This is a genomic window from Micromonospora sp. CA-263727 (genome assembly GCF_050942455.1).
Taxonomy (GTDB): Bacteria; Actinomycetota; Actinomycetes; order Mycobacteriales; family Micromonosporaceae; genus Micromonospora.
The window spans coordinates 712,685-734,511 of sequence record NZ_CP192031.1 but is presented as its reverse complement, the minus strand read 5'-3'; the positions used below and the strand labels follow the sequence as shown (position 1 = coordinate 734,511).

Annotated in this window: 26 protein-coding genes; 11 read left to right on the top strand and 15 right to left on the bottom strand. The window is 72.0% G+C overall.

Translation table 11 applies throughout. The features are described 5' to 3' along the window. Positions 1-85 precede the first annotated feature (85 nt). The 6 genes from ACQPYA_RS03485 to ACQPYA_RS03460 form a co-directional block, all read right to left on the bottom strand. Positions 86-973, bottom strand: a complete 888-nt coding sequence (locus tag ACQPYA_RS03485) for a PH domain-containing protein (RefSeq protein ID WP_433531186.1) — start codon at positions 971-973, stop codon at positions 86-88. A gap of 6 nt (positions 974-979) precedes the next feature. Continuing rightward, positions 980-1,138 carry a hypothetical protein gene (locus ACQPYA_RS03480; protein WP_007455302.1) on the bottom strand — a complete coding sequence of 53 codons (159 nt, stop codon included), beginning with the start codon at positions 1,136-1,138 and terminating at the stop codon, positions 980-982. Between the two features lie 116 nt (positions 1,139-1,254). After that, positions 1,255-1,971 (bottom strand): DUF6758 family protein, encoded by a 717-nt coding sequence (locus ACQPYA_RS03475; protein ID WP_433531185.1) that lies wholly within the window; start codon positions 1,969-1,971, stop codon positions 1,255-1,257. A 76-nt stretch (positions 1,972-2,047) separates the two neighbouring features. Continuing rightward, positions 2,048-2,671 (bottom strand): TrmH family RNA methyltransferase, encoded by a 624-nt coding sequence (locus ACQPYA_RS03470; RefSeq protein ID WP_433531184.1) that lies wholly within the window; start codon positions 2,669-2,671, stop codon positions 2,048-2,050. 194 nt (positions 2,672-2,865) lie between these two features. Next, positions 2,866-3,348 (bottom strand): hypothetical protein, encoded by a 483-nt coding sequence (locus ACQPYA_RS03465; RefSeq protein ID WP_433531183.1) that lies wholly within the window; start codon positions 3,346-3,348, stop codon positions 2,866-2,868. 248 nt (positions 3,349-3,596) lie between these two features. Next, complete coding sequence (locus ACQPYA_RS03460; protein WP_433531182.1) at positions 3,597-4,112, bottom strand: MaoC family dehydratase; 516 nt, start codon at positions 4,110-4,112, stop codon at positions 3,597-3,599. A 610-nt stretch (positions 4,113-4,722) separates the two neighbouring features. On the opposite strand from ACQPYA_RS03460, the gene trxA reads away from it, so the two are divergent. Then, positions 4,723-5,085 (top strand): thioredoxin, encoded by a 363-nt coding sequence (gene trxA / locus ACQPYA_RS03455; protein WP_433531181.1) that lies wholly within the window; start codon positions 4,723-4,725, stop codon positions 5,083-5,085. Positions 5,086-5,163: 78 nt separating this feature from the next. Here trxA and ACQPYA_RS03450 read toward each other — a convergent pair whose 3' ends face one another. Beyond that, positions 5,164-5,559 (bottom strand): thiol-disulfide oxidoreductase DCC family protein, encoded by a 396-nt coding sequence (locus ACQPYA_RS03450; protein ID WP_433531180.1) that lies wholly within the window; start codon positions 5,557-5,559, stop codon positions 5,164-5,166. Positions 5,560-5,636: 77 nt separating this feature from the next. Between ACQPYA_RS03450 and ACQPYA_RS03445 the strand changes: the two genes are divergently transcribed. Then, on the top strand, positions 5,637-6,680 hold the full coding sequence (locus ACQPYA_RS03445; protein ID WP_433531179.1) for an Rv2578c family radical SAM protein: 1,044 nt from the start codon (positions 5,637-5,639) through the stop codon (positions 6,678-6,680). Positions 6,681-6,793: 113 nt separating this feature from the next. Next, entirely contained in the window at positions 6,794-7,201 is a 408-nt protein-coding gene (locus ACQPYA_RS03440; RefSeq protein ID WP_433531178.1) for a CoA-binding protein, read from the top strand. A gap of 88 nt (positions 7,202-7,289) precedes the next feature. Here ACQPYA_RS03440 and ACQPYA_RS03435 read toward each other — a convergent pair whose 3' ends face one another. Next, positions 7,290-8,486, bottom strand: a complete 1,197-nt coding sequence (locus tag ACQPYA_RS03435) for an acyl-CoA dehydrogenase family protein (protein WP_433531177.1) — start codon at positions 8,484-8,486, stop codon at positions 7,290-7,292. Positions 8,487-8,691: 205 nt separating this feature from the next. Between ACQPYA_RS03435 and ACQPYA_RS03430 the strand changes: the two genes are divergently transcribed. Beyond that, on the top strand, positions 8,692-9,192 hold the full coding sequence (locus ACQPYA_RS03430) for a DUF4190 domain-containing protein (protein WP_433531176.1): 501 nt from the start codon (positions 8,692-8,694) through the stop codon (positions 9,190-9,192). Positions 9,193-9,205: 13 nt separating this feature from the next. Here ACQPYA_RS03430 and ACQPYA_RS03425 read toward each other — a convergent pair whose 3' ends face one another. Beyond that, the gene (locus ACQPYA_RS03425; RefSeq protein ID WP_433531175.1) at positions 9,206-10,111 is read right to left on the bottom strand and encodes an SDR family NAD(P)-dependent oxidoreductase; all 906 of its coding nucleotides are present in this window, start codon (positions 10,109-10,111) and stop codon (positions 9,206-9,208) included. Positions 10,112-10,233: 122 nt separating this feature from the next. Here ACQPYA_RS03425 and ACQPYA_RS03420 point away from each other — a divergent pair, with 122 nt between their 5' ends. Then, the gene (locus ACQPYA_RS03420; RefSeq protein WP_433531174.1) at positions 10,234-10,758 is read left to right on the top strand and encodes a DUF4190 domain-containing protein; all 525 of its coding nucleotides are present in this window, start codon (positions 10,234-10,236) and stop codon (positions 10,756-10,758) included. Between the two features lie 56 nt (positions 10,759-10,814). On the opposite strand, the gene ACQPYA_RS03415 is transcribed toward ACQPYA_RS03420, so the two are convergent. After that, the gene (locus ACQPYA_RS03415; protein WP_433531173.1) at positions 10,815-11,771 is read right to left on the bottom strand and encodes an HpcH/HpaI aldolase/citrate lyase family protein; all 957 of its coding nucleotides are present in this window, start codon (positions 11,769-11,771) and stop codon (positions 10,815-10,817) included. Positions 11,772-11,905: 134 nt separating this feature from the next. Between ACQPYA_RS03415 and ACQPYA_RS03410 the strand changes: the two genes are divergently transcribed. Beyond that, on the top strand, positions 11,906-12,730 hold the full coding sequence (locus ACQPYA_RS03410; RefSeq protein WP_433531172.1) for an SDR family NAD(P)-dependent oxidoreductase: 825 nt from the start codon (positions 11,906-11,908) through the stop codon (positions 12,728-12,730). A gap of 2 nt (positions 12,731-12,732) precedes the next feature. Here ACQPYA_RS03410 and ACQPYA_RS03405 read toward each other — a convergent pair whose 3' ends face one another. Further along, positions 12,733-13,695: a DMT family transporter gene (locus ACQPYA_RS03405; protein WP_433531171.1), complete on the bottom strand. Its 963-nt coding sequence runs from the start codon at positions 13,693-13,695 to the stop codon at positions 12,733-12,735. Positions 13,696-13,801: 106 nt separating this feature from the next. Here ACQPYA_RS03405 and ACQPYA_RS03400 point away from each other — a divergent pair, with 106 nt between their 5' ends. Continuing rightward, on the top strand, positions 13,802-14,512 hold the full coding sequence (locus ACQPYA_RS03400; protein WP_433531170.1) for an HAD family hydrolase: 711 nt from the start codon (positions 13,802-13,804) through the stop codon (positions 14,510-14,512). A gap of 24 nt (positions 14,513-14,536) precedes the next feature. Here ACQPYA_RS03400 and ACQPYA_RS03395 read toward each other — a convergent pair whose 3' ends face one another. Continuing rightward, a complete protein-coding gene (locus tag ACQPYA_RS03395; protein ID WP_433531169.1) occupies positions 14,537-15,049 on the bottom strand; it encodes a hypothetical protein in 513 nt (170 codons plus the stop codon). Between the two features lie 42 nt (positions 15,050-15,091). Beyond that, positions 15,092-15,961, bottom strand: coding sequence for a PhzF family phenazine biosynthesis protein (locus ACQPYA_RS03390; protein ID WP_433531168.1), 870 nt, complete (start codon positions 15,959-15,961; stop codon positions 15,092-15,094). An 81-nt stretch (positions 15,962-16,042) separates the two neighbouring features. Between ACQPYA_RS03390 and ACQPYA_RS03385 the strand changes: the two genes are divergently transcribed. Genes ACQPYA_RS03385 through ACQPYA_RS03375 form a run of 3 tightly spaced genes read left to right on the top strand, consistent with a single transcriptional unit; the run spans position 16,043 to position 19,092 of the window. After that, entirely contained in the window at positions 16,043-17,350 is a 1,308-nt protein-coding gene (locus tag ACQPYA_RS03385; protein ID WP_433531167.1) for a magnesium transporter MgtE N-terminal domain-containing protein, read from the top strand. Next, positions 17,343-17,933 carry a DUF1003 domain-containing protein gene (locus ACQPYA_RS03380; protein ID WP_433531166.1) on the top strand — a complete coding sequence of 197 codons (591 nt, stop codon included), beginning with the start codon at positions 17,343-17,345 and terminating at the stop codon, positions 17,931-17,933. Before ACQPYA_RS03385 ends, ACQPYA_RS03380 begins: the two co-directional genes overlap by 8 nt. Before the next feature lie 10 nt (positions 17,934-17,943). Continuing rightward, positions 17,944-19,092 carry an Mrp/NBP35 family ATP-binding protein gene (locus tag ACQPYA_RS03375; RefSeq protein ID WP_433531165.1) on the top strand — a complete coding sequence of 383 codons (1,149 nt, stop codon included), beginning with the start codon at positions 17,944-17,946 and terminating at the stop codon, positions 19,090-19,092. A 50-nt stretch (positions 19,093-19,142) separates the two neighbouring features. On the opposite strand, the gene ACQPYA_RS03370 is transcribed toward ACQPYA_RS03375, so the two are convergent. Both ACQPYA_RS03370 and ACQPYA_RS03365 read right to left on the bottom strand, forming a co-directional pair. Further along, entirely contained in the window at positions 19,143-19,559 is a 417-nt protein-coding gene (locus ACQPYA_RS03370; RefSeq protein ID WP_433531164.1) for a preprotein translocase subunit TatB, read from the bottom strand. A 67-nt stretch (positions 19,560-19,626) separates the two neighbouring features. Then, complete coding sequence (locus tag ACQPYA_RS03365; RefSeq protein WP_433531163.1) at positions 19,627-20,949, bottom strand: S1C family serine protease; 1,323 nt, start codon at positions 20,947-20,949, stop codon at positions 19,627-19,629. Between the two features lie 297 nt (positions 20,950-21,246). Between ACQPYA_RS03365 and ACQPYA_RS03360 the strand changes: the two genes are divergently transcribed. Next, positions 21,247-21,819, top strand: coding sequence for an O-methyltransferase (locus ACQPYA_RS03360; RefSeq protein WP_433533371.1), 573 nt, complete (start codon positions 21,247-21,249; stop codon positions 21,817-21,819). The last annotated feature ends 8 nt before the right edge of the window (positions 21,820-21,827 follow it).

The window sequence follows — 21,827 nt, the reverse complement described above, 5'->3', positions numbered from 1 at the left end:
GACCTGCCCGGCAGCCTGCCATGGCGGGGCCAGCGGGTCGAGGGCGAAAGGGTGCGCAATGGCTCCGATGTTCGGTCGAAAAGTTTCAGGCCCCGTCGTCGGCCTTGGCCTCGTCCTGCTCCTTGCCCAGCCGCGCTTCGACCGCCTGCGGCTCGTACATCTCCTCGACGACGCGCAGGTAGAGCTCGTTGGGGTTGGGCAGGTTCTTGACCTCGCGGAGCGCCTGCTCCTGACCGGCCGACTCCAGCACGAAGGTGCCGTAGTTGAGGGCGCGGCCGGCCGGCGACTGTTCGTACTTCATGTCGGTGACCCGGACCAGGGGCATCATCGCGACCCGCCGGGTGATGATGCCGTTGACCACCATGACCCGTTTGTTGGTCAGGATGAACCGGTCGTACCACCAGTCGGCGACCCGCCAGGCCACCCAGCCCATCACCGCGAACCAGAGCAGGACCGCGACCGTGGTGAGCGCGCCGACGTTCTGGCCGGCGAGAAAGCCGGAGAGGTAGCCGAGCACGAAGGTGGCCGCGACGCCGATGATGATCGGCGTGACGAGGTGGATCCAGTGCCGCTTCCACTCGCCCCGGTAGCGCTCGGTGGGGAAGAGGTAGCGGGCGACCAGCGAGCTGGGCTCGTCCTCCAGCGGCAGGACCCGCCGGGGCGTCATGCCGCTGGCGTCGGCCCGCAGCCCGGCCAGTTCCTCCTCGGAGATCTGCGGCGGCTGATAGCCGCCTTCGGGATCGCGCACCCAGGCCCGCCCCGACCGACCCTCGTCGCCGTACGGCCCGTCACCGTACGGCCCGTCACCGTAGCCGGCGTCGTCGGAGAAGGCGGGGCCGTCGGAGAGACGGGCCCCGGAGCCGTAGCCCGGACCGTCGTCGGGGTCGATCCGGGGAATCGGCTCGGTGTCACGGTCCCGGCGTTCCCGGTCCGGGTCGTCGGGATCGAAGGGTGGGCCGGAGGGGCTTCCCATCGGAGGCTAAGCGACCAGGCTCGTGAAGAAGTCGCCGAAGCCCTGGGCGATGTCCATGATGCCGCCACCCAGCGACTTGAACACGTCCGCCGCAGAGTTTGGCCGGTAGGCGACGAAGAAGATCAAGAATGCGATTCCGGCCCAGGTGAGGACCTTCTTGACCATGGCGGGCCATCCTCTCGCGCGGCGCCGGGTCCCATTACCGCAGCGGCACCCAGAGTATCAGCGTGGTGTCTTACCGTGAATATCTGCGTCCGTTCTCCGACATTCCGGGAGACTTGTCAAGCCTTCCCGTGCAGGTACGAAGATGGTGCGCCGTACACGAGCTCGGACGGCGTCCACTCGACCAGGTCGTGGAGCACCACGTCCTCTGCGAGCAGATGCCCCGCGCTCGCCGGCCAGGCTATCGCATACAGCCACATTCCCCGAGCCTCGCCGGCGTACGCGCTTCGATCTGTCAGCGAATTCACCAACCACATTGGAGTTGGGTGGCCGGCCACCCTGATCCCGGCCCGCCCGACATGCCCGGGATGCCCGGGCCCCGGGTCGGTGAGCGCCTCGGCCAGTTCCGGTCCCGCGTCCGGGCCCGGCACCCCGGCGTAGCGCGCGCCCAGGCCCACGCCCGGTTCCTCGGCCACGAAGACCAGATCGGCCGGGCCGCCACCGAGCGGCTCGGGGCCGGCGCAGGCCACCGCCGTGGCGCGTACCCCGAGCCGGTCGTCGCCGGCCCACGCCACGCCCGTCGTGGTCCACCCCGGCGGCAGCGGCCACGGGCACCAGAGTGGCACCGCCGGCCGCTGCGACTGCCCGGCGGCCTGGATACGGTCCACCACGCTGGCCACGATCTCGGCGCTGATGTGCTCCGGCACGTGCAGCGGTGCGACCGGCCCGCAGTCGGTGCAGCGCGACTCGGCGTGCATCAGGTCCGGCGGTCGCACCCACCCGCCGCACCTGGGACAACTCACCGCAACAGTCACCACCCCACGGTCACCCCGCATCGGCCAACCGTCAAGCGGAGCGGCACCATTGCTCATACCGGGGACAAGCCCGAGACCAGCTCAGATCGCCCCCGGATCAGTCCGGCGCCGGCCCGCCGTAGGCCCGGATCCACGCGTGCATGGCGATCCCGCTCGCCACGCCCGCGTTGACGGACCGGGTCGAGCCGTACTGGGCGATCGAGTAAAGCTGGTCGCAGGCCGCCCGCGCGGCGTCCGAGAGGCCCGGCCCCTCCTGGCCGAACAGCAGGACGCAGCGCCGGGGCAGCGTTGTCGTCTCCAGCGGGCGGGAGCCGGGCAGGTTGTCGATCCCGACCAGCGGCAGCGCGTGTTCCGCCGCCCAACCGGCGAACTGCTCGATCGTGTCGTGGTGCCGTACGTGCTGGTAGCGGTCGGTCACCATGGCACCACGGCGGTTCCACCGGCGCCGCCCGACGATATGCACCTCGGCCGCGAGGAAGGCGTTGGCGTTGCGTACCACCGTGCCGATGTTGAAGTCGTGCTGCCAGTTCTCGATCGCCACATGGAAGTCGTGCCGCCGCCGGTCCAGGTCGGCCACGACCGCCTCGCGCCGCCAGTACCGGTACCGGTCGACCACGTTGCGCCGATCACCTTCGGCGAGCAGTTCCGGGTCGTAGCGGGGGTCGTCCGGCGGATCCCCGGGCCAGGGTCCCACGCCGACGTCGAGCTGCTCATCGGTCACGGTCAGGCAGGGTACGCCCCAGCTCGCCCCACCGCGCCGACGAGTGGCGAAGGCCGAGCGCGCCGCGCCGCCCAGCGTAGACGCGAGCACGCTGCCTCGCGAAAGCTGAACGCGCTGCCGCGCGGAGGCGTGAGACGCGCTGCCGCGCGGAGGCGTCGTGAGGCGCTGCCGCGCGGAGGCGTGAACGCGCCCGTCTAGCGGAGGCCGAGCGCGCCGCCGAGCCGGTCGAGGAACCGGCGGTCGGCAGGAGCCAGCGCGCCGCCCGGCACCATCGCCGGCACCGTCCGGCAGACCCGGGCCGCGACCGACTGCACCCATTGCCGGTACGCCGCCGAGTCGGCCGGATCGGCGCGGCGGTCGAGCACCCGCACCGCGGCCCGGCAGGCGGCGAGCACGTCCACCAGATCGGTGAGTTGCGCCGGTGACGGGGTCCCGTCGTGCCGGGCGTAGATCGCGGCCACCACGGCCCGGACCAGATCGCTGTCGAAGGCTCGGCCGGCGGCCACCGCGTCCAGCCCGGCGAGGCCGGCGGCCACGCCCCGGTGCGGTCGCCCCGGGCCGGGCTGGACTGCGGTCACGATCACCCGGCCCGGCAGGCCGGCGAGCAGCTCCCACTCGGCCCCGGAGTACGGCCCAACAGTGCTGCGCCGACGATTCACTCGCTGACGCTCACTCATGCCGGCACTCCGCTACGCTCCGCACCGCCACGAGACACCACACCGCACCGATGATTCGCTCGCTGACGCTCGCTCATGCCGGCACTCCGCTACGCTCCGCGCCGCCATGAGGCACCACCGCACCGAGTCGACGATTCGCTCGCTGACGCTCGCTCATGGCGGGACCTCCGGCGTCAGCATATGCGTCCGGGCGGCGGTCGGACGCGGTCCGCCACGAACCCGCTACCGAGGTACGGTCCGACAGTCTCTCAGCGCGGCTCGGGAAAGCTGGGCCGCTCCGGGTCGACGCCCTCCGGCAGGGACGCCGCCGCGTACTCCCGCTTGGGGACCATCACCTTGCGCCGGAAGACGCAGACCAGGGTGCCATCCTGGTTGTAGCCGCGAGTCTCCACGGCGACCACCCCCCGGTCGGGCTTCGAGGAGGACTCGCGCTTGTCCAGCACCGTGGTCTCGCCGTAGATGGTGTCGCCGTGGAAGGTGGGGGCGACATGCCGCAGCGACTCGATCTCCAGGTTGGCGATCGCCTTGCCGCTGACGTCCGGCACCGACATGCCCAGCAGGAGCGAGTAGATGTAGTTGCCGACCACCACGTTGCGCTTGAACTGGCTCGCCGTCCCGGCGTAGTGCGCGTCCATGTGCAGCGGATGGTGGTTCATGGTGAGCAGGCAGAAGAGATGGTCGTCGTACTCGGTGACCGTCTTGCCCGGCCAGTGCCGGTAGATCGCGCCGACCTCGAACTCCTCGTAGTAACGCCCGAACTGCATCCTGGCCCCCTTCGACGGACGGCGATGGAGTTCGGCACAGCATGCCTTATCGACGGTTAAGGCGATCCGAGGGGCGTAGGCCGCGTCGAAATGTCACAGCGACCGGAGGCCAGCGCCAGAAAACGGCCGGCCAGGGCGGGCGCGACCCGGCGGATCCGAACCGCCGACCGGGGCCGGACGCAATGAGCGGCGGGGCCCTCCCCGGCACCCGCCGCCCACGCTCTGATGTCTCAAGATTCTGCCGGACACCCGTCCGGCTGCACAGAGACCGAGGTCACATTTATCTTTTTGTTACGTCACTCAGTGTGACCGATCATCGCCCCAAAAGCGATCTCCGCAGGTCGAATCGGCGCTAGTCAACATCGAAGTTACCAACCCGTAGCGCGATCGGGGATCGATCACCCTGGAAACGCTCCCATCACGCCTGGTTACGCAAATGCGACGTGCATTTGCGATCTGCCGACGACCCGCCGGACCGACAGTGATCGATGCGGACAAAGTCCCCCAGCGGACTCCGCCCCGGAGTTTCGGTGGCATCGCGGTGGGAATGCGATGGGGTCCACCCGGGTTCCACCAGACGTAGCTGTTCCGCGTGATCGGAGAGATTCAGATGGCAACCGTCGAGCTGACCACGGCTAACTTCGACCAGGTGACCGAGAGCGACGGCATCGTGCTGGTTGACTTCTGGGCCGAGTGGTGTGGCCCCTGCAAGCGGTTCTCCCCGGTCTACGAGCGCTCCTCGGAGAAGCACTCCGACATCACCTTCGGCAAGGTGGACACCGAGGCCCAGCAGGACATCGCCGCCAAGTTCGACATCCGGTCCATCCCCACGATCATGGCCATTCGCGACGGCGTGATCGTCTTCGCCCAGCCGGGCGCGCTGCCGGAGTCGGCCCTGGAGAACCTCATCGAGCAGGTGCGCGGCCTCGACATGGACGACGTACGCAAGAAGCTCGCCGAGCACAAGCACTGAGCCGCCACAGGACGCCGATGGCCGGGCCCACGGATCGGGTCCGGCCATCGGCGTCTCCGGCTCCATCGGCGTTGCCGGCTACCCGTGGGGGCGCTCCCGCGCCTCCCGAGGCAGCGCACAGGCGGCCGTACCGCCGGGCAGGCGGTGCCGGTTTCGAGCCACCCAGCGGTACACGGGCCAGGCCAGGGCGCGTACCGGAGCAAGCCGCAGCCCGACCCCGGCGAGCCGCCAGCCGACGCCGCTGCTGCTGATAAGGAGCGCGGCGACGGCGTCCGGGCCGGCGGCGCGGCTGCCGTCGAGCCCCACCCACTGCACCGCCTCCTCGCACTCGGCCTCGGTCAGCCCGAGCCGATCGAGGTCGGCGAACTGCCAGGGCACCACCCGGGCGTCGGTCGGGATCCGGCGGGCAATGAACTCCGCGCAGCGGGTGCAGAACGCGCAGTCCCCGTCGTAGACCAGGGTCGGCATCTCCATGCCTCCATCCTGCCTCTGAACGACCCCTTCATGTGCACCACTTGCACCGGGCTCGTACATGTGTTCGAATTATGCCCATGCGCTGGGACAACCTCGCCGCTCCCCCGGTGGGGGATGCTCCCGGCCGGGCAGCGCCAGCGACACCACCCCTGCCGCTGGCGCTGCCCGGCGCGGTCGTACGCACCTTCGACACCCCCGGCTTCGCCGGGATGACCTTCTACGAGGTACGCGCAAAGTCGATCCTCAACAAGGTGTCCGGGGCGTCCCGCGTGCCCTTCGAGTGGACGGTCAACCCATACCGGGGATGCAGCCACGCCTGCGTCTACTGCTTTGCCCGTAACACCCACACCTATCTGGATCTCGACGCGGGCGCGGACTTCGACCGGCAGGTGATTGTCAAGGTCAACGCCGGTGAGCTGGTGCGACGCGAGCTGGCCGCGCCGCGCTGGCGGGGCGCGCACATCGCGATGGGCACCAACGTCGACTGCTACCAGCGGGCCGAGGGGCGTTACCGGCTCATGCCACCGATCATCGAGGCGCTGCGCGACTTCGCCAACCCGTTCTCGATCCTCACCAAGGGCACGCTGATCCTGCGCGACCTGCCGCTGCTGCGGCAGGCGGCCCAGGTCACCCGGGTCGGCGTGTCGTTCTCGGTGGGCCTCCTCGACGAGCGGCTGTGGCGGTCGGTCGAGCCGGGCACGCCGAGCCCACGCCGGCGGCTGGAGGCGGTACGCCAGTTCGCCGACGCCGGCTTCGAGGTCGGGGTGCTGATGGCGCCGATCCTGCCCGGCCTCGGCGACTCCGACGAGTCCATCGAGGCCACCGTGGCGGCGATCGCCGACGCCGGGGCGACCAGCGTGACACCACTGCCCCTGCACCTGCGCTCCGGCGCCCGCGAGTGGTACGCCCGCTGGCTCGCCGGGCAGCACCCCCACCTGCTCCCCCGCTACCGCGAGCTGTACCGGTCGGGCGCCTACGCGCCACAGTCGTACCAGCGGGAACTGACCGCACGGGTACGCATCGCCGCCCGCCGCCACGGCCTGCCCCGGCCCGAGCGCGGCGACCACCGTCAGCTGCCGCCGCCATCGGTGCCGGCACCCGAGCAGCTCAGCCTGCTCTGACCCGCCCGCTCGCCCGGCCGACCGGTTCCCAGGTCGGGCGCTGCGGCACCGGATCGGTGTAGGCCGGGCGTCCTGACCAAGCCGGGGATCTGCGGCGCGGCTAGAGTCGGCGGGTGCGCCCCGCCGAGCAGATCCTCGCCGACTCCGCCGTGATCGCCGTCGTGGGCGCGTCGCGCGATCCGGGCAAGGCCGCGCATCGCGTGCCGGCCGAGATGCAGCGGTACGGCTGGCGGATAATCCCGGTCAACCCGATCGCCGACGAACTCTTCGGTGAACCCGTGTACCGGTCCCTGGCCGACATCCCGCATCCGGTCGACCTGGTCGACGTGTTCCGGCCGGCCGAGGAGGCCGCCGAGGTGGCGCGCGAGGCGGTGGCGATCGGTGCCCCGGCGGTCTGGTTGCAGTTGGGCATCGTCTCCCCGCGGGCCCGCCAGATCGCGCAGGCGGCCGGCATCGACTACGTCGAGAACCGCTGCCTCATCGTCGAGCGCGCCGCCGCCAACCTGACCCGGCTGGGCTGAGCCGAGCCGGGCCCGGCCGGGCTTCGCCGGGCCCGGCTGTTAAGAGGGGGCCCCTGCTCTACCGGAGGCGTTAATAGGGGGCCCTTCCTTACAAGGTGTAGTTGCGGAGGAGGCCGCGGGAGATGATGGTTTTCTGGATCTCCGAGGTGCCCTCGCCGATGAGCAGGAACGGGGCCTCCCGCATCAGCCGCTCGATCTCGTACTCCTTGGAGTAGCCGTAGCCGCCGTGGATGCGGAACGCCTCCTGGACCACCTCGGCGCAGTACTCGGAGGCGAGCAGCTTGGCCATCCCCGCCTCGACGTCGTTGCGCTGGCCGGCGTCCTTGAGCCGGGCGGCGTTGACCATCAGGGCGTGCGCCGCCTCGATCTTCGTGCCCATCTCGGCGAGCTTGAAGGCGATGGCCTGGTGCTTCGCGAGCGGCTGGCCGAAGGTCCTGCGCTGCTGGGCGTACCCGACGGCCAACTCGAAGGCGCGGAGGGAGATGCCGCAGGCCCGGGCCGCCACGTTGACCCGGCCGACCTCGATGCCGTCCATCATCTGGTAGAAGCCGCGGCCCACCTGGTCGGCCCCGCCGAGCACGGCGGTCTCTGCGACGGTGACGCCGTCGAGCACCATCTCGGTGGTCTCGACGCCCTTGTAGCCCATCTTGTCGATCCGGCCGGGGATGGTCAGGCCGGGTGCGGTCTCGCCGAAGCCCGGCTCCTTCTCCAGCAGGAAGGTGCTCATGTTGCCGTAGACCGAGTCGGCACCGGTGTCGGTCCTGACCAGGGTGGCCACCACCGACGAGTACGCGCCGTTGGTCAGCCACATCTTCTGGCCGTTGATCACGAAGGTGTCCCCGTCCCGGACCGCCTTCGACTTGATCGCCGAGACGTCGGAGCCGCACTCCGGTTCTGACATCGAGAAGGCCCCGCGTACCTCGCCGGTGGCCATCTTCGGCAGCAGCCGCGCCCGCTGCTCGGCGGAGCCGTGCTGGGAGATGAGGTACGCCACGATGAAGTGCGTGTTGACGATCCCGGAGATCGACATCCAGCCCCGGGACAGTTCCTCCACGACCAGGGCGTAGGTCAGCAGGGACTCGCCGAGACCGCCGTACTCCTCGGCGATGGTGAGGCCGAACAGCCCCATCTCCTTCATCCCGTCGAGGATGTCGGTCGGGTACTCGTCGGCGTGCTCCAGGCGCTGAGCGTGCGGAATGATCTCCTTGTCGGCGAACTCCCGGACGGTCTCCAGGATCGACCGCTGCTCGTCGGTCAGGCCGGGCGTCTGCGCGAGTCGGGCCATCTCAGCCTCCGGGGAGTCAGCGCTTACTCAGAGGTAACTAAACGCTCGATCAGTATCGGTCGGGGGGCCGGCACGGCCAAGGTGACCAGTCCACACAACCGCTGTGAAAAGGTTCACCGCTGCGGGTAGCGTCCCGCAATGAGGGCGTCATCCACCAGCGGGGCGACCTGGACGGGATGCCGTGCTGCGCCGACGGAGGAGAGCTGTGAGCCAACCGCCAGAGCCGGACCAGCCGCCGTCGCCCTACGAACCGCCGCCGGGTGGCCAACCACCGCCGCGCCAGCCGCCGGGCACCCCGCAGTACGGCCAGCCGTACGGGCAGCCGCACGGCGAACAGCCGGCGTACGGGCAGCCGGCGTACGAACACCCGGGGCAGCCGCCGCACGGCCAGCAGTGGGGGCAGCAGCCGCCGTACACCCCGCAGGTGCCCTACGGGCAGTACGGTCCGCCGTCCCCGCAGGGGCGTGGTGGTGGCACCAACGTGCTCGCCATCCTGTCGCTGGTCTTCGCGTTCGTCTTCGCTCCCGCCGGCATCGCCCTCGGCCACCTGGCCAAACGCCAACTGCGCACCAGCGGCGAGGAGGGCGACCAGCTCGCCACCTGGGGCCTGATCCTCAGCTACGTCTTCACCGGCATCTACCTGGTGGCCTGCTGTGGCTGGCTCGCCCTGGTGCTCTGGGCCGGCTCGGACAGTCGGTACGCCTGAGACTGAGGACGGCTCAGCGGAACTGGGCCTCACGCACGCTGTTGCCGCCGTCGACCACCAGCATCTGGCCGGTGATGTACGACGCGGCCGGCGAACAGAGGAAGGTGATCGCCGCGGCCACCTCGTCCGGGGTGCCGGGACGCCCCACCGGCGTGCCCAGGCCCTGCTTGATCTCGGCCATGGTGGAGGCGGCGGTGTAGATGGTGCCCGGGGCCACCGCGTTGACCGTGACCCCGTCGGCGATCATCTCCATGGCCAGCGCCCGGGTCAGCCCGACCACGCCGGCCTTGGCCGCCGCGTACGCCGCCTCGGTGGGCAGCGCGTTGACCGGGCCGGCGGTGGCCGCCAGATTCACGATCCGCCCCCAACCCCGCTCGGCCATCCCGCCGATGAACGCCCGGCTGCACAGGAACGCCGTGGTCAGGTTCCGGTCGATCTCGCCACGCCACTCCTCGAAGCTGAGCTGGGCCACCGGGCGCAGCACCTCCGGGCTCGCCCGGCTGGCCAGGCCGGCGTTGTTGACCAGCACCTCGACGTCACCGAGTTGCTCGGCGACGGCGTCGGCCAGCGCGCCGACCTCCGACTCGTCGGTGAGGTCGGCGACGAAGCCGGTCACCCCGAGCTCGCCGGCCCGCTCGTGGATGCGTCGGGTGGTCGAGACGATCGCCACCCGGGCACCCAGGTCGGTCAGCCTGCGGGCGGTGGCGTACCCGATGCCGTCCGGGCTGCCCGCACCGGTCACCAGGGCGACCTTGCCGTCCAGCCGCATCGTCACCGGCTCGGGCAGCGCGGCCGGTAGGTCCTGGTCGTCGGCCCCCGGCGCCGCGACGGCGCGGGGGCGTCGGGCCACACCCGGCCGGCTGACGTCCCGTCTCGGTCGATTGCCGGACCGGTCCGCTGCGCGCGCGTCAATCCCCATGCCGAGATCCTGCCCTCTGCCGTCGCGCCGGGCAACGCCGCACCCGGTGCCGGGCGCGTCGCGGGTTGCCCGGCGGTGACTACCCTGACTGCACCCCAGCATCGCGACGGAGAGAGAGCCCGATGACACAGCCCCCGCCGGCCGGCGGCTGGCCCGACCCCGCGTCGACCGGTCAGCCCTCCACGCCGCCAGCCGACCCGACCCTGCCGGTGAGCGCCCAGCCGGCCGTCCCGCCCCAGCCCACCGGGTACGACCCGGGCCAACCAGCCGACCCGTACGCCGCCACCACGTCGGCCCCGGGTGTGCCGCTGGCCGCCGCGCCGTACCCGCAGGCCGGCTACCCGCCCCAGCCGGGGTACGGCTACCCGCCGCCCGCATACGGCTATCCGCAGCAGACGAACTCGCTGGCCATCGTCGCTCTGGTGCTCTCCCTGATCGGGATCGGCTCGTGCATCACCGCGCCGATCGGCGCGATCATGGGGCACGTGGCCATGCGCCAGATCCGGGAGCGGGGCGAGGGCGGCGAGGGGCTGGCAAAGGCGGCCATCATCGTCGGCTGGATCCTCACCGCCCTGATGGCGGTGCTGATCGTCGGCTGGATCCTCTTGATCGCCTTCGCGATCCTGGACTCGTCCACCACCGTCTGAACACGGCATGCCTGCCGCGACCGAGGTCGGGGCAGGCATGCCGGAAGGCGATTGGGCTACCCGGCGGGCGGCACGAAGGTCGACGTACGCGCCATGCCGGCGGCCCGGCCCTTGGCCGCGATCACCAGCGCCATCTTGCGGGACGCCTCGTCGATCATCTCGTCGCCGAGCATGACCGCGCCCAGCCGGCCGCCCGCCTCCGAGGTCGAGTGCTGGTATGCGTCGAGGATCAACTCGGCGTGGTCGTAGTCGGCCTGGGCCGGCGAGTAGACCTCGTTGGCGGCGTCGATCTGCCCGGGGTGCAGCACCCACTTGCCGTCGAAGCCGAGCGCGGCCGAACGCTTCGCCACCTCGCGGAAGGCGTCCACGTCCCGGATCTGCAGGAACGGGCCATCGATGGCCTGCTTGTCGTACATCCGGGCGGCCATCAGGAGCCGCATCAGGATGTAGTGGTACGGGTCGCCCGGGTAGTCCGGGATGAGCGCGCCGACCACCAGCGACTTCATGTTGATCGAGGCCATGAAGTCGGCCGGACCGAAGATGATCGTCTCGACCCGGGGCGAGGCGGCGGCGATGGCGTCGACGTTGACCAGACCGGCCGCGTTCTCGATCTGCGCCTCGATGCCGATCCGGCCCACCTCAAGGCCGAGGGTCTTTTCCAGCTGGGTGAGGGTCAGGTCCAGCCACTGCACCTGGGCCGCGTTCTGCACCTTGGGCAGCATCACGCAGTCGAGGTTGGCGCCGGCGCCCTCGACCACATCGATGACGTCCCGATAGGTCCACGGCGTGGTCAGGTCGTTGACCCGGACCACCCGGGTCTTGCCCGCCCAGTCGCCTTCGTTGAGCGCGGCCACGATGTTCTTCCGGGCGTCCGGCTTGGCCAGTGGCGCGACCGCGTCCTCCAGGTCGAGGAAGACCTGGTCGGCCGGCAGGCCCTGGGCCTTGCCGAGCATCTTGACGCTAGATCCGGGCACGGCCAGGCAGGACCGGCGGGGGCGCCCAACAACGGCCATCGACTGCGCTCCTTCCGGTGCGGCGGCCCACCGCCACCCGACTCAGAGCGACCGGCGATAGGGCGCTCTTAACGAATCCAAAGGCGTTTGTGACGCCACGGTAACCTCGTGCCGTGACCGGGGTGAATGGACCTGTGGAAGATCTCACTGACCGTCGGCTGGTGGTGGTGACGGGAGCCAGCTCCGGTATCGGACTGGCCGCCGCGACCGACCTTGCGCGTCGTGGCGACCAGGTGGTGCTGGTCGGCCGCGACCCGTCCCGGCTGCGGACCGCCGCCGACGAGGTACGCGAGGCGTCCGGCGAGCGGCCCGAGGTGTTCCGCGCCGACTTCGCGGTGCTCGACGACGTACGGCGGCTCGCCGACGACCTGCGCGCGGGGTATGACCGGATCGACGTGCTGGCCAACAACGCGGGCGCGATCGTGCTCCAGTCGGTCACCACGGTCGACGGCTTCGAGCTCTCCATCCAGGCCAACCACCTGGCCCCGTTCCTGCTGAGCAACCTGCTCGCCGACCGGATCCGCCGGATGGTGGTGACCGCCTCGGGCGCGCATCGCAGCGGCGCGCTGGACCCGGACGACTTCAACGCGTTCCTGCGCCGCTACCGCCCGATGTCCGCGTACGGCACCAGCAAGCAGGCGAACATCCTCTTCGCCGCGGAGGCGGCGCGGCGGTGGCCGGCTGTCGACTCGTACTCCTTCCATCCCGGCGTGGTGCGGACCCGGTTCGGCAACGAGAGCCGGCTGGTCGCCGCGGGCATGCGCCTGCTGCCGCTACGCGGCCCGGTCAAGGGCGCGCAGACGCTGGTGTGGCTGGCCAACCAGGACCGGTCCCGGCTGGTCGACGGCGGCTACTACTTCGACTGCCGGCCACGCCGGCCGTGGCCCAAGGCGGCCGACCCGCAGCTCGCGGCCCGGCTCTGGACGGCCAGCGCCGCCGCGGTCGGCATCCCGGCCTGACCTCAGTCGGGTAGCGGTGTCGGGTCCGCCGGAACGGCGGTGGCGATCCGGGCCGCACGCCGGGCCGTCCGGGCGCTGGAGAGCACCACCACGGCCACGCCGGCCAGCAGCAGGGCCAGGCCGGGCAGGGTCATCGGGTCCGGCAGTTGGCCCAGCCACGCCCAGCCGAGCAGCGCCGCTCCGGGGGCCTCCAGCAGGATCAGCACGCTGACCGTGGTGGCCGAGACCCGCCGCAGCGCGTAGTTGAACATCGAGTGGCCGAGCAGTTGGGCGCCGCCGACCAGGGCCAGCACGGCCAGCCAGGTCCCGGTGTCGTAGCCGCCCAGCGGCACCCGGGCGACCAGGCAGACGACCAGCAGGATCAGGGCGCACACCCCGTAGCAGATCGTGGTGTAGGTGGCGGTGCTGACCGTGACCCGGGCGCGCTCGCCCAGCGCGGTGTACACCGCCACGAAGATGCCCCCGGCGATCGCCAGCAGGTCGCCGGCGAAGGCCGTCCCGGAGACGGTGAAGTCGGCGCCGGTCGCCAGCACCGCACCGACCACCGCGACGCCGATGCCGGCCCAGACGCCCAGCGGCAGCCGCCGGCCCTGGGTCCGGGCGATCAGTCCCTGCCAGACCGGCTGGGTGGCGACCAGCGCCGTCGCGGCGGCCACCGAGGTGAGCTTCGCGCTCGGCATCCAGGTGGCGAAGTGCGCCGCCAGGGCCACGCCGGAGAGCACGCAGAACAGGCCCTCCCGCCGGCCGGCGCCGGTGACCAGCGAACGGAGTTCGGCCCGCCGCCGGGCCAGCGTGAACGGGCCCAGCACGGTCACCGAGAGCAGGTTGCGCCAGAACGCCACGGCCAGCGCGGGTGCCGCGGCGAAGGCGATCAGCGGTGCCGACGAGGACACCGCGACGACGGCGAGGGCCAGCGCGCCGGTGGTCAGCAGGTGCGGCGACGGACGACGGGGTTCTGGTGGCACGAGACGCAATCCTCACACGACGCCGGGCAGCACGGTCCGTCAGCATTCGGTTACGATCATGCGCGTCCCGTCGGGGCCTCTCACCTCGCGCCGGAGGCGCTTTCCCATGCCCAGGTTTCAGGCGGTGCTGTTCGACTTCTTCGGCACGCTGACCCGTCCGGTTCAGCGTGGCGCCGGTCACCGCACCACCGCCGAGCTGCTCGGCTGCCCGCCGGACACCTTCGTCGAGGTGCTCGACCGTAGCTTCTACGAACGGGCCAGCGGGCGCTTCGGCAGCGCCGAGTCCACCCTGCGGTGGGTGTGCGAGCAGGCGGGCGTACGCCCGCAGGAGGACGCCCTGCGGGCGGCGGTGGCCTCCCGGCACCGGGCGGTACGCGCGGACACCCGGCTCCGGGACGACGCGGTGCCGACGCTGCGGGCGCTGCGGACGCGGGGCATGCGTACCGGCCTGATCAGCGACTGTACGCACGAGCTGCCGGCGTTCCTGCCGGAGCTGGCCGTCGACTCGCTGCTCGACGTCCGGATCTTCTCCATCCAGCTGGGCTGCTGCAAGCCGGACACCGCGCTCTACCTCGCCGCCTGCGCGCGGCTGGGCCTGCATCCCGACGACTGCCTCTACGTGGGCGACGGCGGCAGCCAGGAGCTGACCGGGGCGCAGCGCGCCGGAATGAGCGCCGTCCGGCTGGCCGCGCCCGACCTGGTCGACCATCTGGTCTTCAACGTCGACGCCGGATGGGCCGGTCGAGCGTTGGGCACGCTCGGCGAGGTGCTCGACGTGGTCGAGGAAGCGACGGAACCGGTGCCCGTGCCGTCGTGAGGCGCGGGCACACCGTGGAGGGCGTCAGCGACGCCGCACGCGGTGCAACCGGAACGGCTTGCGGGTCGCCCGGACCACCGGTGCCGGCCGGGGCGGCTCGGCGAGCGAGCCGGTGGGCAGCTCCGCGCCCTGCACCGCCTTCGCGGCGGCGGCCAGTCGGACCAGCGCGCATCCGTCGGCGGCCCAGCGGGCGACCAGGTCGGCGGTCGGGCCGGGGGCGTTCAGCCGCTTGGCACCCACCAGTGGGGCCAGCGTGTCCCATTCGTCGGTGCCCGGGACCACCCGGGTCACCCGCGCCGGCCAGGTGACGATCCGGCCGCCGTGGTCACCGCGGAGCGTCACCTGCGCTTCGTCGGCCTCGGCCAGCCCCGGCGCGGCCTGCTCCCCGGGGCCGCTGACCACGAAGAGCGCACCCTCCAGGGGTACGCACCACAGGGCCAGCGACCGGCCACCGGCCACCGAGACCCAGGCCACCGCGGCCTTCTTCATCGCCTCGTCGACCAGTGGAGTGCTGTTGGGCTCCGCTGCCTCGGTCACCACCGCATCCTCTCGTATCCGGCCCGGTCGGCTGCGCGACGGTCAGCCGACGAAGGGCGGTACCACGATCTCGCCCCGCGCCACCGGCATCACCTGGCCGGCGACGGTGGCGCCCACCGCCGTACCGCCGGCCGCGGTCACCGTGCAGGCCAGCGACGACGGCCGCCCCATCTCGGCACCCTGCTCGACGGTGTACGACGATCGTCCCTCACCGGGCAGCAGGCCGCTGGCCACCAGCCACACCCCCAGCCCGAGCGCGGCGGATCCGGTCGCCGGGTCCTCGGGTACGCCGAGGCCGGGGACGAATACCCGGGCGTGTGCGGTTTGCGTGGCGGCGTTCCAGGAGAAGACGCTCACGTGCTCGATCCCGTACCGCCGTGCCGCCACCGCGTCCACCTGGGCTCGGGCCAGGGCGTCCGGGCGTACCGGCAGGAACGGAAACTCCAGTCCGCAGCCGGCCACCCGGGGCGCCGGGCCGAGGTGGTCGCCGGCCTCCAGCGCGGCCATCTCCAGCAGCGGTTCCGGGTCCAGTTCCGGCCCGAGGGTGGGGCTGCCCCCGGTGAGCGTGGCGCCCCCGGCGGTCACCTCGATCGGCAGCACCCCGGCCCCGCACTCCTGGGTGACCTGTCCCACCTCGAACAGGCCCCGCCGGCTGGCGGTCACCGCCGCGCCGACGCTGGGATGCCCGGCGAACGGCAACTCCTCGACCGGGGTGAAGATCCGCGCCCGGTAGGTTGCGCCGACCTGCGTGGCGGGCAGCACGAAGACCGTCTCCGAGAGGTTGAACTCCCGGGCCAGCGCCTGCATCTGCTGGGTGGCCAGCCCTTCGGCGCCGAACACCACCGCGAGCGGGTTCCCCGCGTAGGGACGGTCGGTGAAGACGTCCACGATCTCGTAAGCCAAGGTCGACATGGTGATAAACAGTAGGCCCTCAGGGCGGGTGCCGAGGTCACCGCGGGCCGGGACTTCGACTGACGCCCTAGGCTGGTGCCCGTGAGCACGCCGACCCGGGTGTACATCGCCCGACTTGCCGGAGTCGCCGTATTCGACCCCAACGGCGACCAGGTCGGCCGGGTACGCGACGCGGTGGCCCGAGTACGACCGAGCCAACGGCCGCCCGAGGTGGTGGGCCTGGTCGCCGAGATGCCGATGCGTCGGCGGATCTTCCTCTCCATCAACCGGATCACCTCGATCGACGCCGACGCGATCGTGCTGGGCAGCGGCACGCTGAACCTGCGCCGGTTCGAGAAGCGCCCCAACGAGCTGCTGGTGCTCCAGGAGCTGCTGGACCGCCGGGTGCAGGTCGAGCCGGACGGCCGGGCGGCGTCGGTGGTGGACGTGGCGATGGAGTGCAGCCGCAACGGCGAGTGGTCGCTGCGCCGGTTGGCGGTACGCGAACAGACCGGCCGGCTGGCCCGCCGGGGCAACCTGCACCAGGTCGAGTGGGACAAGGTACGCGGGCTCAGCGGCGTCGCCGACACCCGGGGCACCGCCCACCTGCTGGCCGTACTGGAGGACATGCGCCCGGCCGACCTGGCCAATGCCCTGCAGGACCTCCCCGACGCCCGGCGCAACGAGGTCGCCGCGGCCCTGGACGACGAGCGCCTCGCCGACGTGCTCAGCGAGCTGCCCGAACACGATCAGGTCGAGATCCTCACCGCGCTGGGCCGCGAACGGGCCGCCGACATCCTGGAGGAGATGGACCCGGACGACGCCGCCGACCTGCTCGGCGAGCTACCCCCGCCGGAACAGGACGTGCTGCTCGACCTGATGGAGCCGGACGAGGCCGACCCGGTCCGGCAGTTGCTGAAGTACACGCCGGGCACCGCCGGCAGCGTGATGACCTCCGAACCGGTCATCCTGCCGCCGGACGCCACCGTGGCGGAGGCGCTGGCCCGGATCCGCGAGCCGCAGCTCTCCCCGGCGGTGGCCGCGCAGGTCTTCGTGGCCCGCGCGCCGATGGCCACGCCCACCGGCCGCTACCTGGGCATGGTGCACTTCCAGCGGCTGCTCCGCGAGCCGCCGGCCGACCTGCTCGGTGGGGTGGTGGTCAACGACATCGACCCGCTGCACCCGACCACCCCGCTACCGGAGATCACCCGCCGGATGGCCACCTACGACCTGGTGGCCATGCCGGTGATCGACCGGAACAACCGGCTGGTGGGCGCGGTCACCGTCGACGACGTGCTGGACCACTCGCTGCCCCGGGACTGGCGGGACCGCGACTCGGTGAGCACCGCCCCGGACCCGGCGACCAGCCCGCCGGCCCCCGACGCGCCGACGGAGAGAACGCATGACTGATCAGCGACGGGGCGAGCGGCTGGACCAGCCACGGGAGCCCCGGGGGCTGAAGCTGCCCCGGGTCGACCAGGAGACCTTCGGGCGGTGGGCCGAGGGGATCGCCCGCGGCATGGGCACGGCGAACTTCATCGTCTACATGACCCTGGTCATCAGCGCCTGGTTCGCCTGGAACACGCTCGTGCCGGCGGAGCTGCGCTTCGACCCGTACACCTTCACCTTCCTCACCCTGATCCTCTCCATCCAGGCGTCGTACGCGGCACCGCTGATCCTGCTCGCGCAGAACCGCCAGGCGGACCGTGACCGGGTGGCGCTCGACGAGGACCGACGGCGGGCGACCATGCAGAAGGCCGACACGGAGTACCTGGCCCGGGAGATCGCCGCGCTGCGGATCGCGCTGGGCGAGGTGGCGACCCGGGACTTCGTCCGCTCCGAGCTGTCCCGGCTGGCCGAGGAGCTGGACGAGGTGGCGCAGCGGCGGCAGCGGCTGGAGCGCCGGCAGCGAGAGGAATCGGCTGCCCGGTCGGGTGACGGTGACGGGCTGCACGAGCCCCGCGACGAGGTTGACAGCGACCGCCCGACGTAGCATTACGGGCATGTCAGCTCCCGTCAGCACCGTCAACGACGCAGTCCAGGCCGCCCTGGCCACCGTCAACGACCCGGAGATCCGCCGGCCGATCACCGAACTCGGCATGGTCCGCTCCGCCGAGGTCGGCGAGGATGGTGTGGTCCGGGTCGAGCTGCTGCTCACCGTGGCCGGCTGCCCGTTGAAGGACAAGCTGCGGGCGGACATCACCGCCGCCGTGGGCGCGGTGCACGGCATCACCGGCGTCGAGATCGAGTTCGGCGTGATGAGCCCCGAGCAGCGCCAGGGACTCCAGGCGAAGCTGCGTGGCGGCGGCGCGAGCGAGGAGCCGGTCATCCCGTTCGCCCAGCCCGGCTCCCGCACCCGGGTGTACGCGGTGGCCAGCGGGAAGGGCGGCGTGGGCAAGTCCAGCGTGACGGTGAACCTGGCCGCGGCGCTGGCCGCCCGGGGCCTCTCGGTCGGCGTGGTGGACGCCGACATCTACGGACACTCCGTGCCCCGGATGCTCGGCGCGGACGGCCGGCCCACCCGGGTGGAAGACATGATCATGCCGCCGCAGTCGCACGGCGTGAAGGTCATCTCGATCGGCATGTTCACCGCCGGCAACGCCGCCGTGGTGTGGCGGGGCCCGATGCTGCACCGCGCGTTGCAGCAGTTCCTCGCCGACGTCTACTGGGGCGACCTCGACGTGCTCCTGCTCGACCTGCCCCCGGGCACCGGTGACGTGGCCATCTCCCTGGCCCAGCTGCTGCCCAATGCCGAGATCCTGGTGGTCACCACGCCGCAGGCCGCCGCCGCCGAGGTGGCCGAACGGGCCGGCGCGATCGCCCTGCAGACCCACCAGCGGGTGGTCGGCGTGATCGAGAACATGTCCTGGCTGGAGCTGCCGGACGGCTCCCGGATGGAGATCTTCGGGGCCGGCGGTGGCCAGACCGTCGCCGAATCGCTGACCCGGACCATCGGCGCCCAGGTGCCGCTGCTGGGTCAGGTGCCGCTCGACACCCGGGTCCGGGAGGCGGGCGACGAGGGGAACCCGATCGTGCTCGCCGCACCGGACTCCCCGGCGGCGAAGGCCCTGGGCCAGGTCGCCGACCGGCTCGCGCTGCGCCGCGAGTCGCTGCTCGGCAAGCCGTTGGGCCTCAAGCCGGCCGGCCGCTGACCGGCGTCGGAGGCCGCCAAAACCCCGGGGCTCGGTTTCCCGACAGCCGCTCAGGTGACCTCGTCGTAGTTGCCGGCGCGCGGGGCCGGGGCGATCGAGCCGCCGGCCGAGGAGGATCCGGGCGTACGGGGGTCCACCGCCGTCGCCACCTCCTTGAGGTCCTTGTGCACGTTGGTGACGTCCGCGCGCAGGTCGTCGTAGACCCCCTGCAACGGCTTCCGGATCGCCTGCTCGTCCTCCTCGCTGAGCAGGTGCTTGCGGATGAACGCCTTGGGGTGCAGATCCTCCAGCTGGATGTCGGTGCCCAGCTCCTTGCTCAGGTCGGTGGTGGCGTTTCGGGCCATGGTGCGCAGGTTGCGCACCATGCGGAGCCCGTCGCCGATCACCGCAGGCAGCCGGTCGCCGAAGATCAGCAGCGCCAGCAGCAGCAGCGCGCCGACCTCCCACACGTTCAGGTTCTCGAACACCTCGGCCTCCTCGCAGCTACCGCAGCAAGAGTACGCACGTCAGGGGCGGGCCAGAAGGGGTGGGAATTCACTTCGCGTCCGCGGCGAGGGTCACCGAGGCGTTCTGCTGGGTGCTGCCCCGGCGGTACTCGACGGTCACCACCGAGCCGGGGGCGTACTTGCGGACCAGGGCGATCAGGTCGGTCGGCTCGGTCATCGGGCGGCCGTTGAGCTTCAGGATCACGTCACCGGCCCGGAGCCCCGCGCCAGCCGCCGGGCCGGTCGGCTCGACCGCCCCGAGGCGTACCCCGGAGCCACCGGTGCCCGAGCCGGGCCCGCCGACCTGGGCGCCGATCACCGTCCGGCGGGCCTTCCCGGTGCCGATGATGTCCTGGGTTATCCGTTTGGCCTGGTTGATCGGGATGGCGAAAGCAAGGCCGATGTTGCCGGCCTCCTGGCCGTCGGCGACCAGTGACTTGATCGTGGAGTTGACCCCGATCACCCGGCCCGCCGCGTCGACCAGCGGCCCACCCGAATTGCCGTGGTTGACCGCGGCGTCGGTCTGGATCGCCGCGTAGTAGCGCGTCGGCCCGCCCGGCTCGCCGGCCTGCATCGTCCGGTCCAGGGCGCTGACGATGCCCGCGGTGACCGTGTTCGCCAGGGACAGCGGCGAGCCGATGGCCAGCACCGGATCGCCCACCGCGAGCGCGTCGGAGTCGCCGAACTCGATCGGCCGCAGCCCGGTGCGGGAGACCTTGATCACAGCGATGTCGGACTCCGGGTCCTGGCCCACCAGCGTCGCCGGGGCCGAACTGCCGTCGTTGAAGATCACCGACGCCTTTCCGGTGCCGCCGGCGACCACGTGGTCGTTCGTGATCACGTGCCCCTCGGCGCTGACGATGAAGCCGGAGCCTTCGCTGGTGCCGCCCAGCCCCGCCACCCGGACGGTGACCACGCTGGGCAGGACGCGCCCGGCGACCCCGGCCAGCGAATCCGGCGGGCGCTGGGCGAGCGTGGGGACGGCCCCGGGCGCAGCGCCGAGCGCCGTCCCGGCCGCGCCGCCACGGACCGCGAAGGCGTACCCGAGTGCGCCGCCGAGGGTGCCGGCGAGCAACGCGGCGACCAGCGGGATGAGCATCATCTGGTGCAGTTTCGGCCGGCCGGGCGCGTCCGGATCGGTGACCGGTTCCGGTTCGGTGCCCGGGATCGGCCCCGCCGGTATCACCACCGCCGCCGGAGCGTTCGGATCACGCCACGGATCGGCGAGCGCGTCGGACCACCACGGCGAAGCGGGCGCGGGGCCGCCCTGCCCCGGTGTCGCCGGCGAGCCCGCCGGCGACTGTCCGGGCCCCGGCGGCCCCGCCGGTACGCCGCTCGCGCCGGGCTGGCGCCAGTCCCAGCCGTCGGTCACTCGGTGCCTCCCAGTCCATCCCCTGGCATCCACGATCCGCGATCGAGCGCCGCCCCGGTGCGGTCGACCGGATACCGCTTCCAGGATTGCACGGATGCGCCGCGCGGGGTCAGCGGTTGTGACTGCGGGTGGACGCCCGGCTGCGCTCGTGGCGGGCCGCCTCTAGAGTCACAGTGCCCACCCGCCCTGCGCTTCATGCTCGCCGCCCGGAGGTGTCCCATCGCCACGGTCGCCGGTTCCGGAAGTTCGACGAACCCGGCACTGCACTTCGCCGAGTCGTACGTCACGGAGGACCTCGTGCTGCGGACCGCGCGCAGCCTCGCCCGTGAGGTCGGTCTCGACGCGGTCACCCCGGGAGCCGGCGCCGCGTTGCGCCTGCTCGCCGCCGCCGGCAACGCCCGCGCCGTGGTCGAGATCGGCACCGGCACCGGGGTCAGCGGCGTCTGGCTGCTGCGCGGCATGCGCGCCGACGGGGTGCTCACCACCATCGACGTCGAGGTGGAGCACCAGCGGATGGCCCGACGCATCTTCGCCGAGGCCGGCTTCGTCGCGGGCCGCACGCGGATCATCACCGGCCGGGCGTTGGACGTCCTGCCCCGGCTCGCGGACGGCGCGTACGACCTGGTCTTCGTCGACGCCGAGGCGACCGGCTTCACCGCCTGCGTGGACGCCGCGCTGCGGCTGCTGCGCCCCGGAGGGGTGCTGGTGCTCAACGGCGCATTCGCCGGGGGCCGGATCGGCGACCCGGCGGCGCGCGACGCGGAGACGGTGACGGTACGCGAGACGGTCAAGGCCATCCGCGAGTCGGAGCACTGGATCCCGGCGCTGCTGCCGGTCGGGCACGGGCTGCTCGCCGCGATCAGATGCTGATCCGGCAG

Coding starts and splice junctions, on each gene's coding strand:
- ACQPYA_RS03420 (WP_433531174.1), top strand. CDS start 10,234: ATGACACAGCCCCCGCCGGCCGGCGGCTGGCCCGACCCCGCGTCGACC.
- ACQPYA_RS03475 (WP_433531185.1), bottom strand. CDS start 1,971: ATGCGGGGTGACCGTGGGGTGGTGACTGTTGCGGTGAGTTGTCCCAGG.
- ACQPYA_RS03415 (WP_433531173.1), bottom strand. CDS start 11,771: ATGGCCGTTGTTGGGCGCCCCCGCCGGTCCTGCCTGGCCGTGCCCGGA.
- ACQPYA_RS03485 (WP_433531186.1), bottom strand. CDS start 973: ATGGGAAGCCCCTCCGGCCCACCCTTCGATCCCGACGACCCGGACCGG.
- ACQPYA_RS03480 (WP_007455302.1), bottom strand. CDS start 1,138: ATGGTCAAGAAGGTCCTCACCTGGGCCGGAATCGCATTCTTGATCTTC.
- ACQPYA_RS03380 (WP_433531166.1), top strand. CDS start 17,343: ATGACTGATCAGCGACGGGGCGAGCGGCTGGACCAGCCACGGGAGCCC.
- ACQPYA_RS03460 (WP_433531182.1), bottom strand. CDS start 4,112: ATGCAGTTCGGGCGTTACTACGAGGAGTTCGAGGTCGGCGCGATCTAC.
- ACQPYA_RS03465 (WP_433531183.1), bottom strand. CDS start 3,348: ATGAGTGAGCGTCAGCGAGTGAATCGTCGGCGCAGCACTGTTGGGCCG.
- ACQPYA_RS03425 (WP_433531175.1), bottom strand. CDS start 10,111: ATGGGGATTGACGCGCGCGCAGCGGACCGGTCCGGCAATCGACCGAGA.
- ACQPYA_RS03445 (WP_433531179.1), top strand. CDS start 5,637: ATGCGCTGGGACAACCTCGCCGCTCCCCCGGTGGGGGATGCTCCCGGC.
- trxA (WP_433531181.1), top strand. CDS start 4,723: ATGGCAACCGTCGAGCTGACCACGGCTAACTTCGACCAGGTGACCGAG.
- ACQPYA_RS03435 (WP_433531177.1), bottom strand. CDS start 8,486: ATGGCCCGACTCGCGCAGACGCCCGGCCTGACCGACGAGCAGCGGTCG.
- ACQPYA_RS03390 (WP_433531168.1), bottom strand. CDS start 15,961: ATGTCGACCTTGGCTTACGAGATCGTGGACGTCTTCACCGACCGTCCC.
- ACQPYA_RS03375 (WP_433531165.1), top strand. CDS start 17,944: ATGTCAGCTCCCGTCAGCACCGTCAACGACGCAGTCCAGGCCGCCCTG.
- ACQPYA_RS03400 (WP_433531170.1), top strand. CDS start 13,802: ATGCCCAGGTTTCAGGCGGTGCTGTTCGACTTCTTCGGCACGCTGACC.
- ACQPYA_RS03450 (WP_433531180.1), bottom strand. CDS start 5,559: ATGGAGATGCCGACCCTGGTCTACGACGGGGACTGCGCGTTCTGCACC.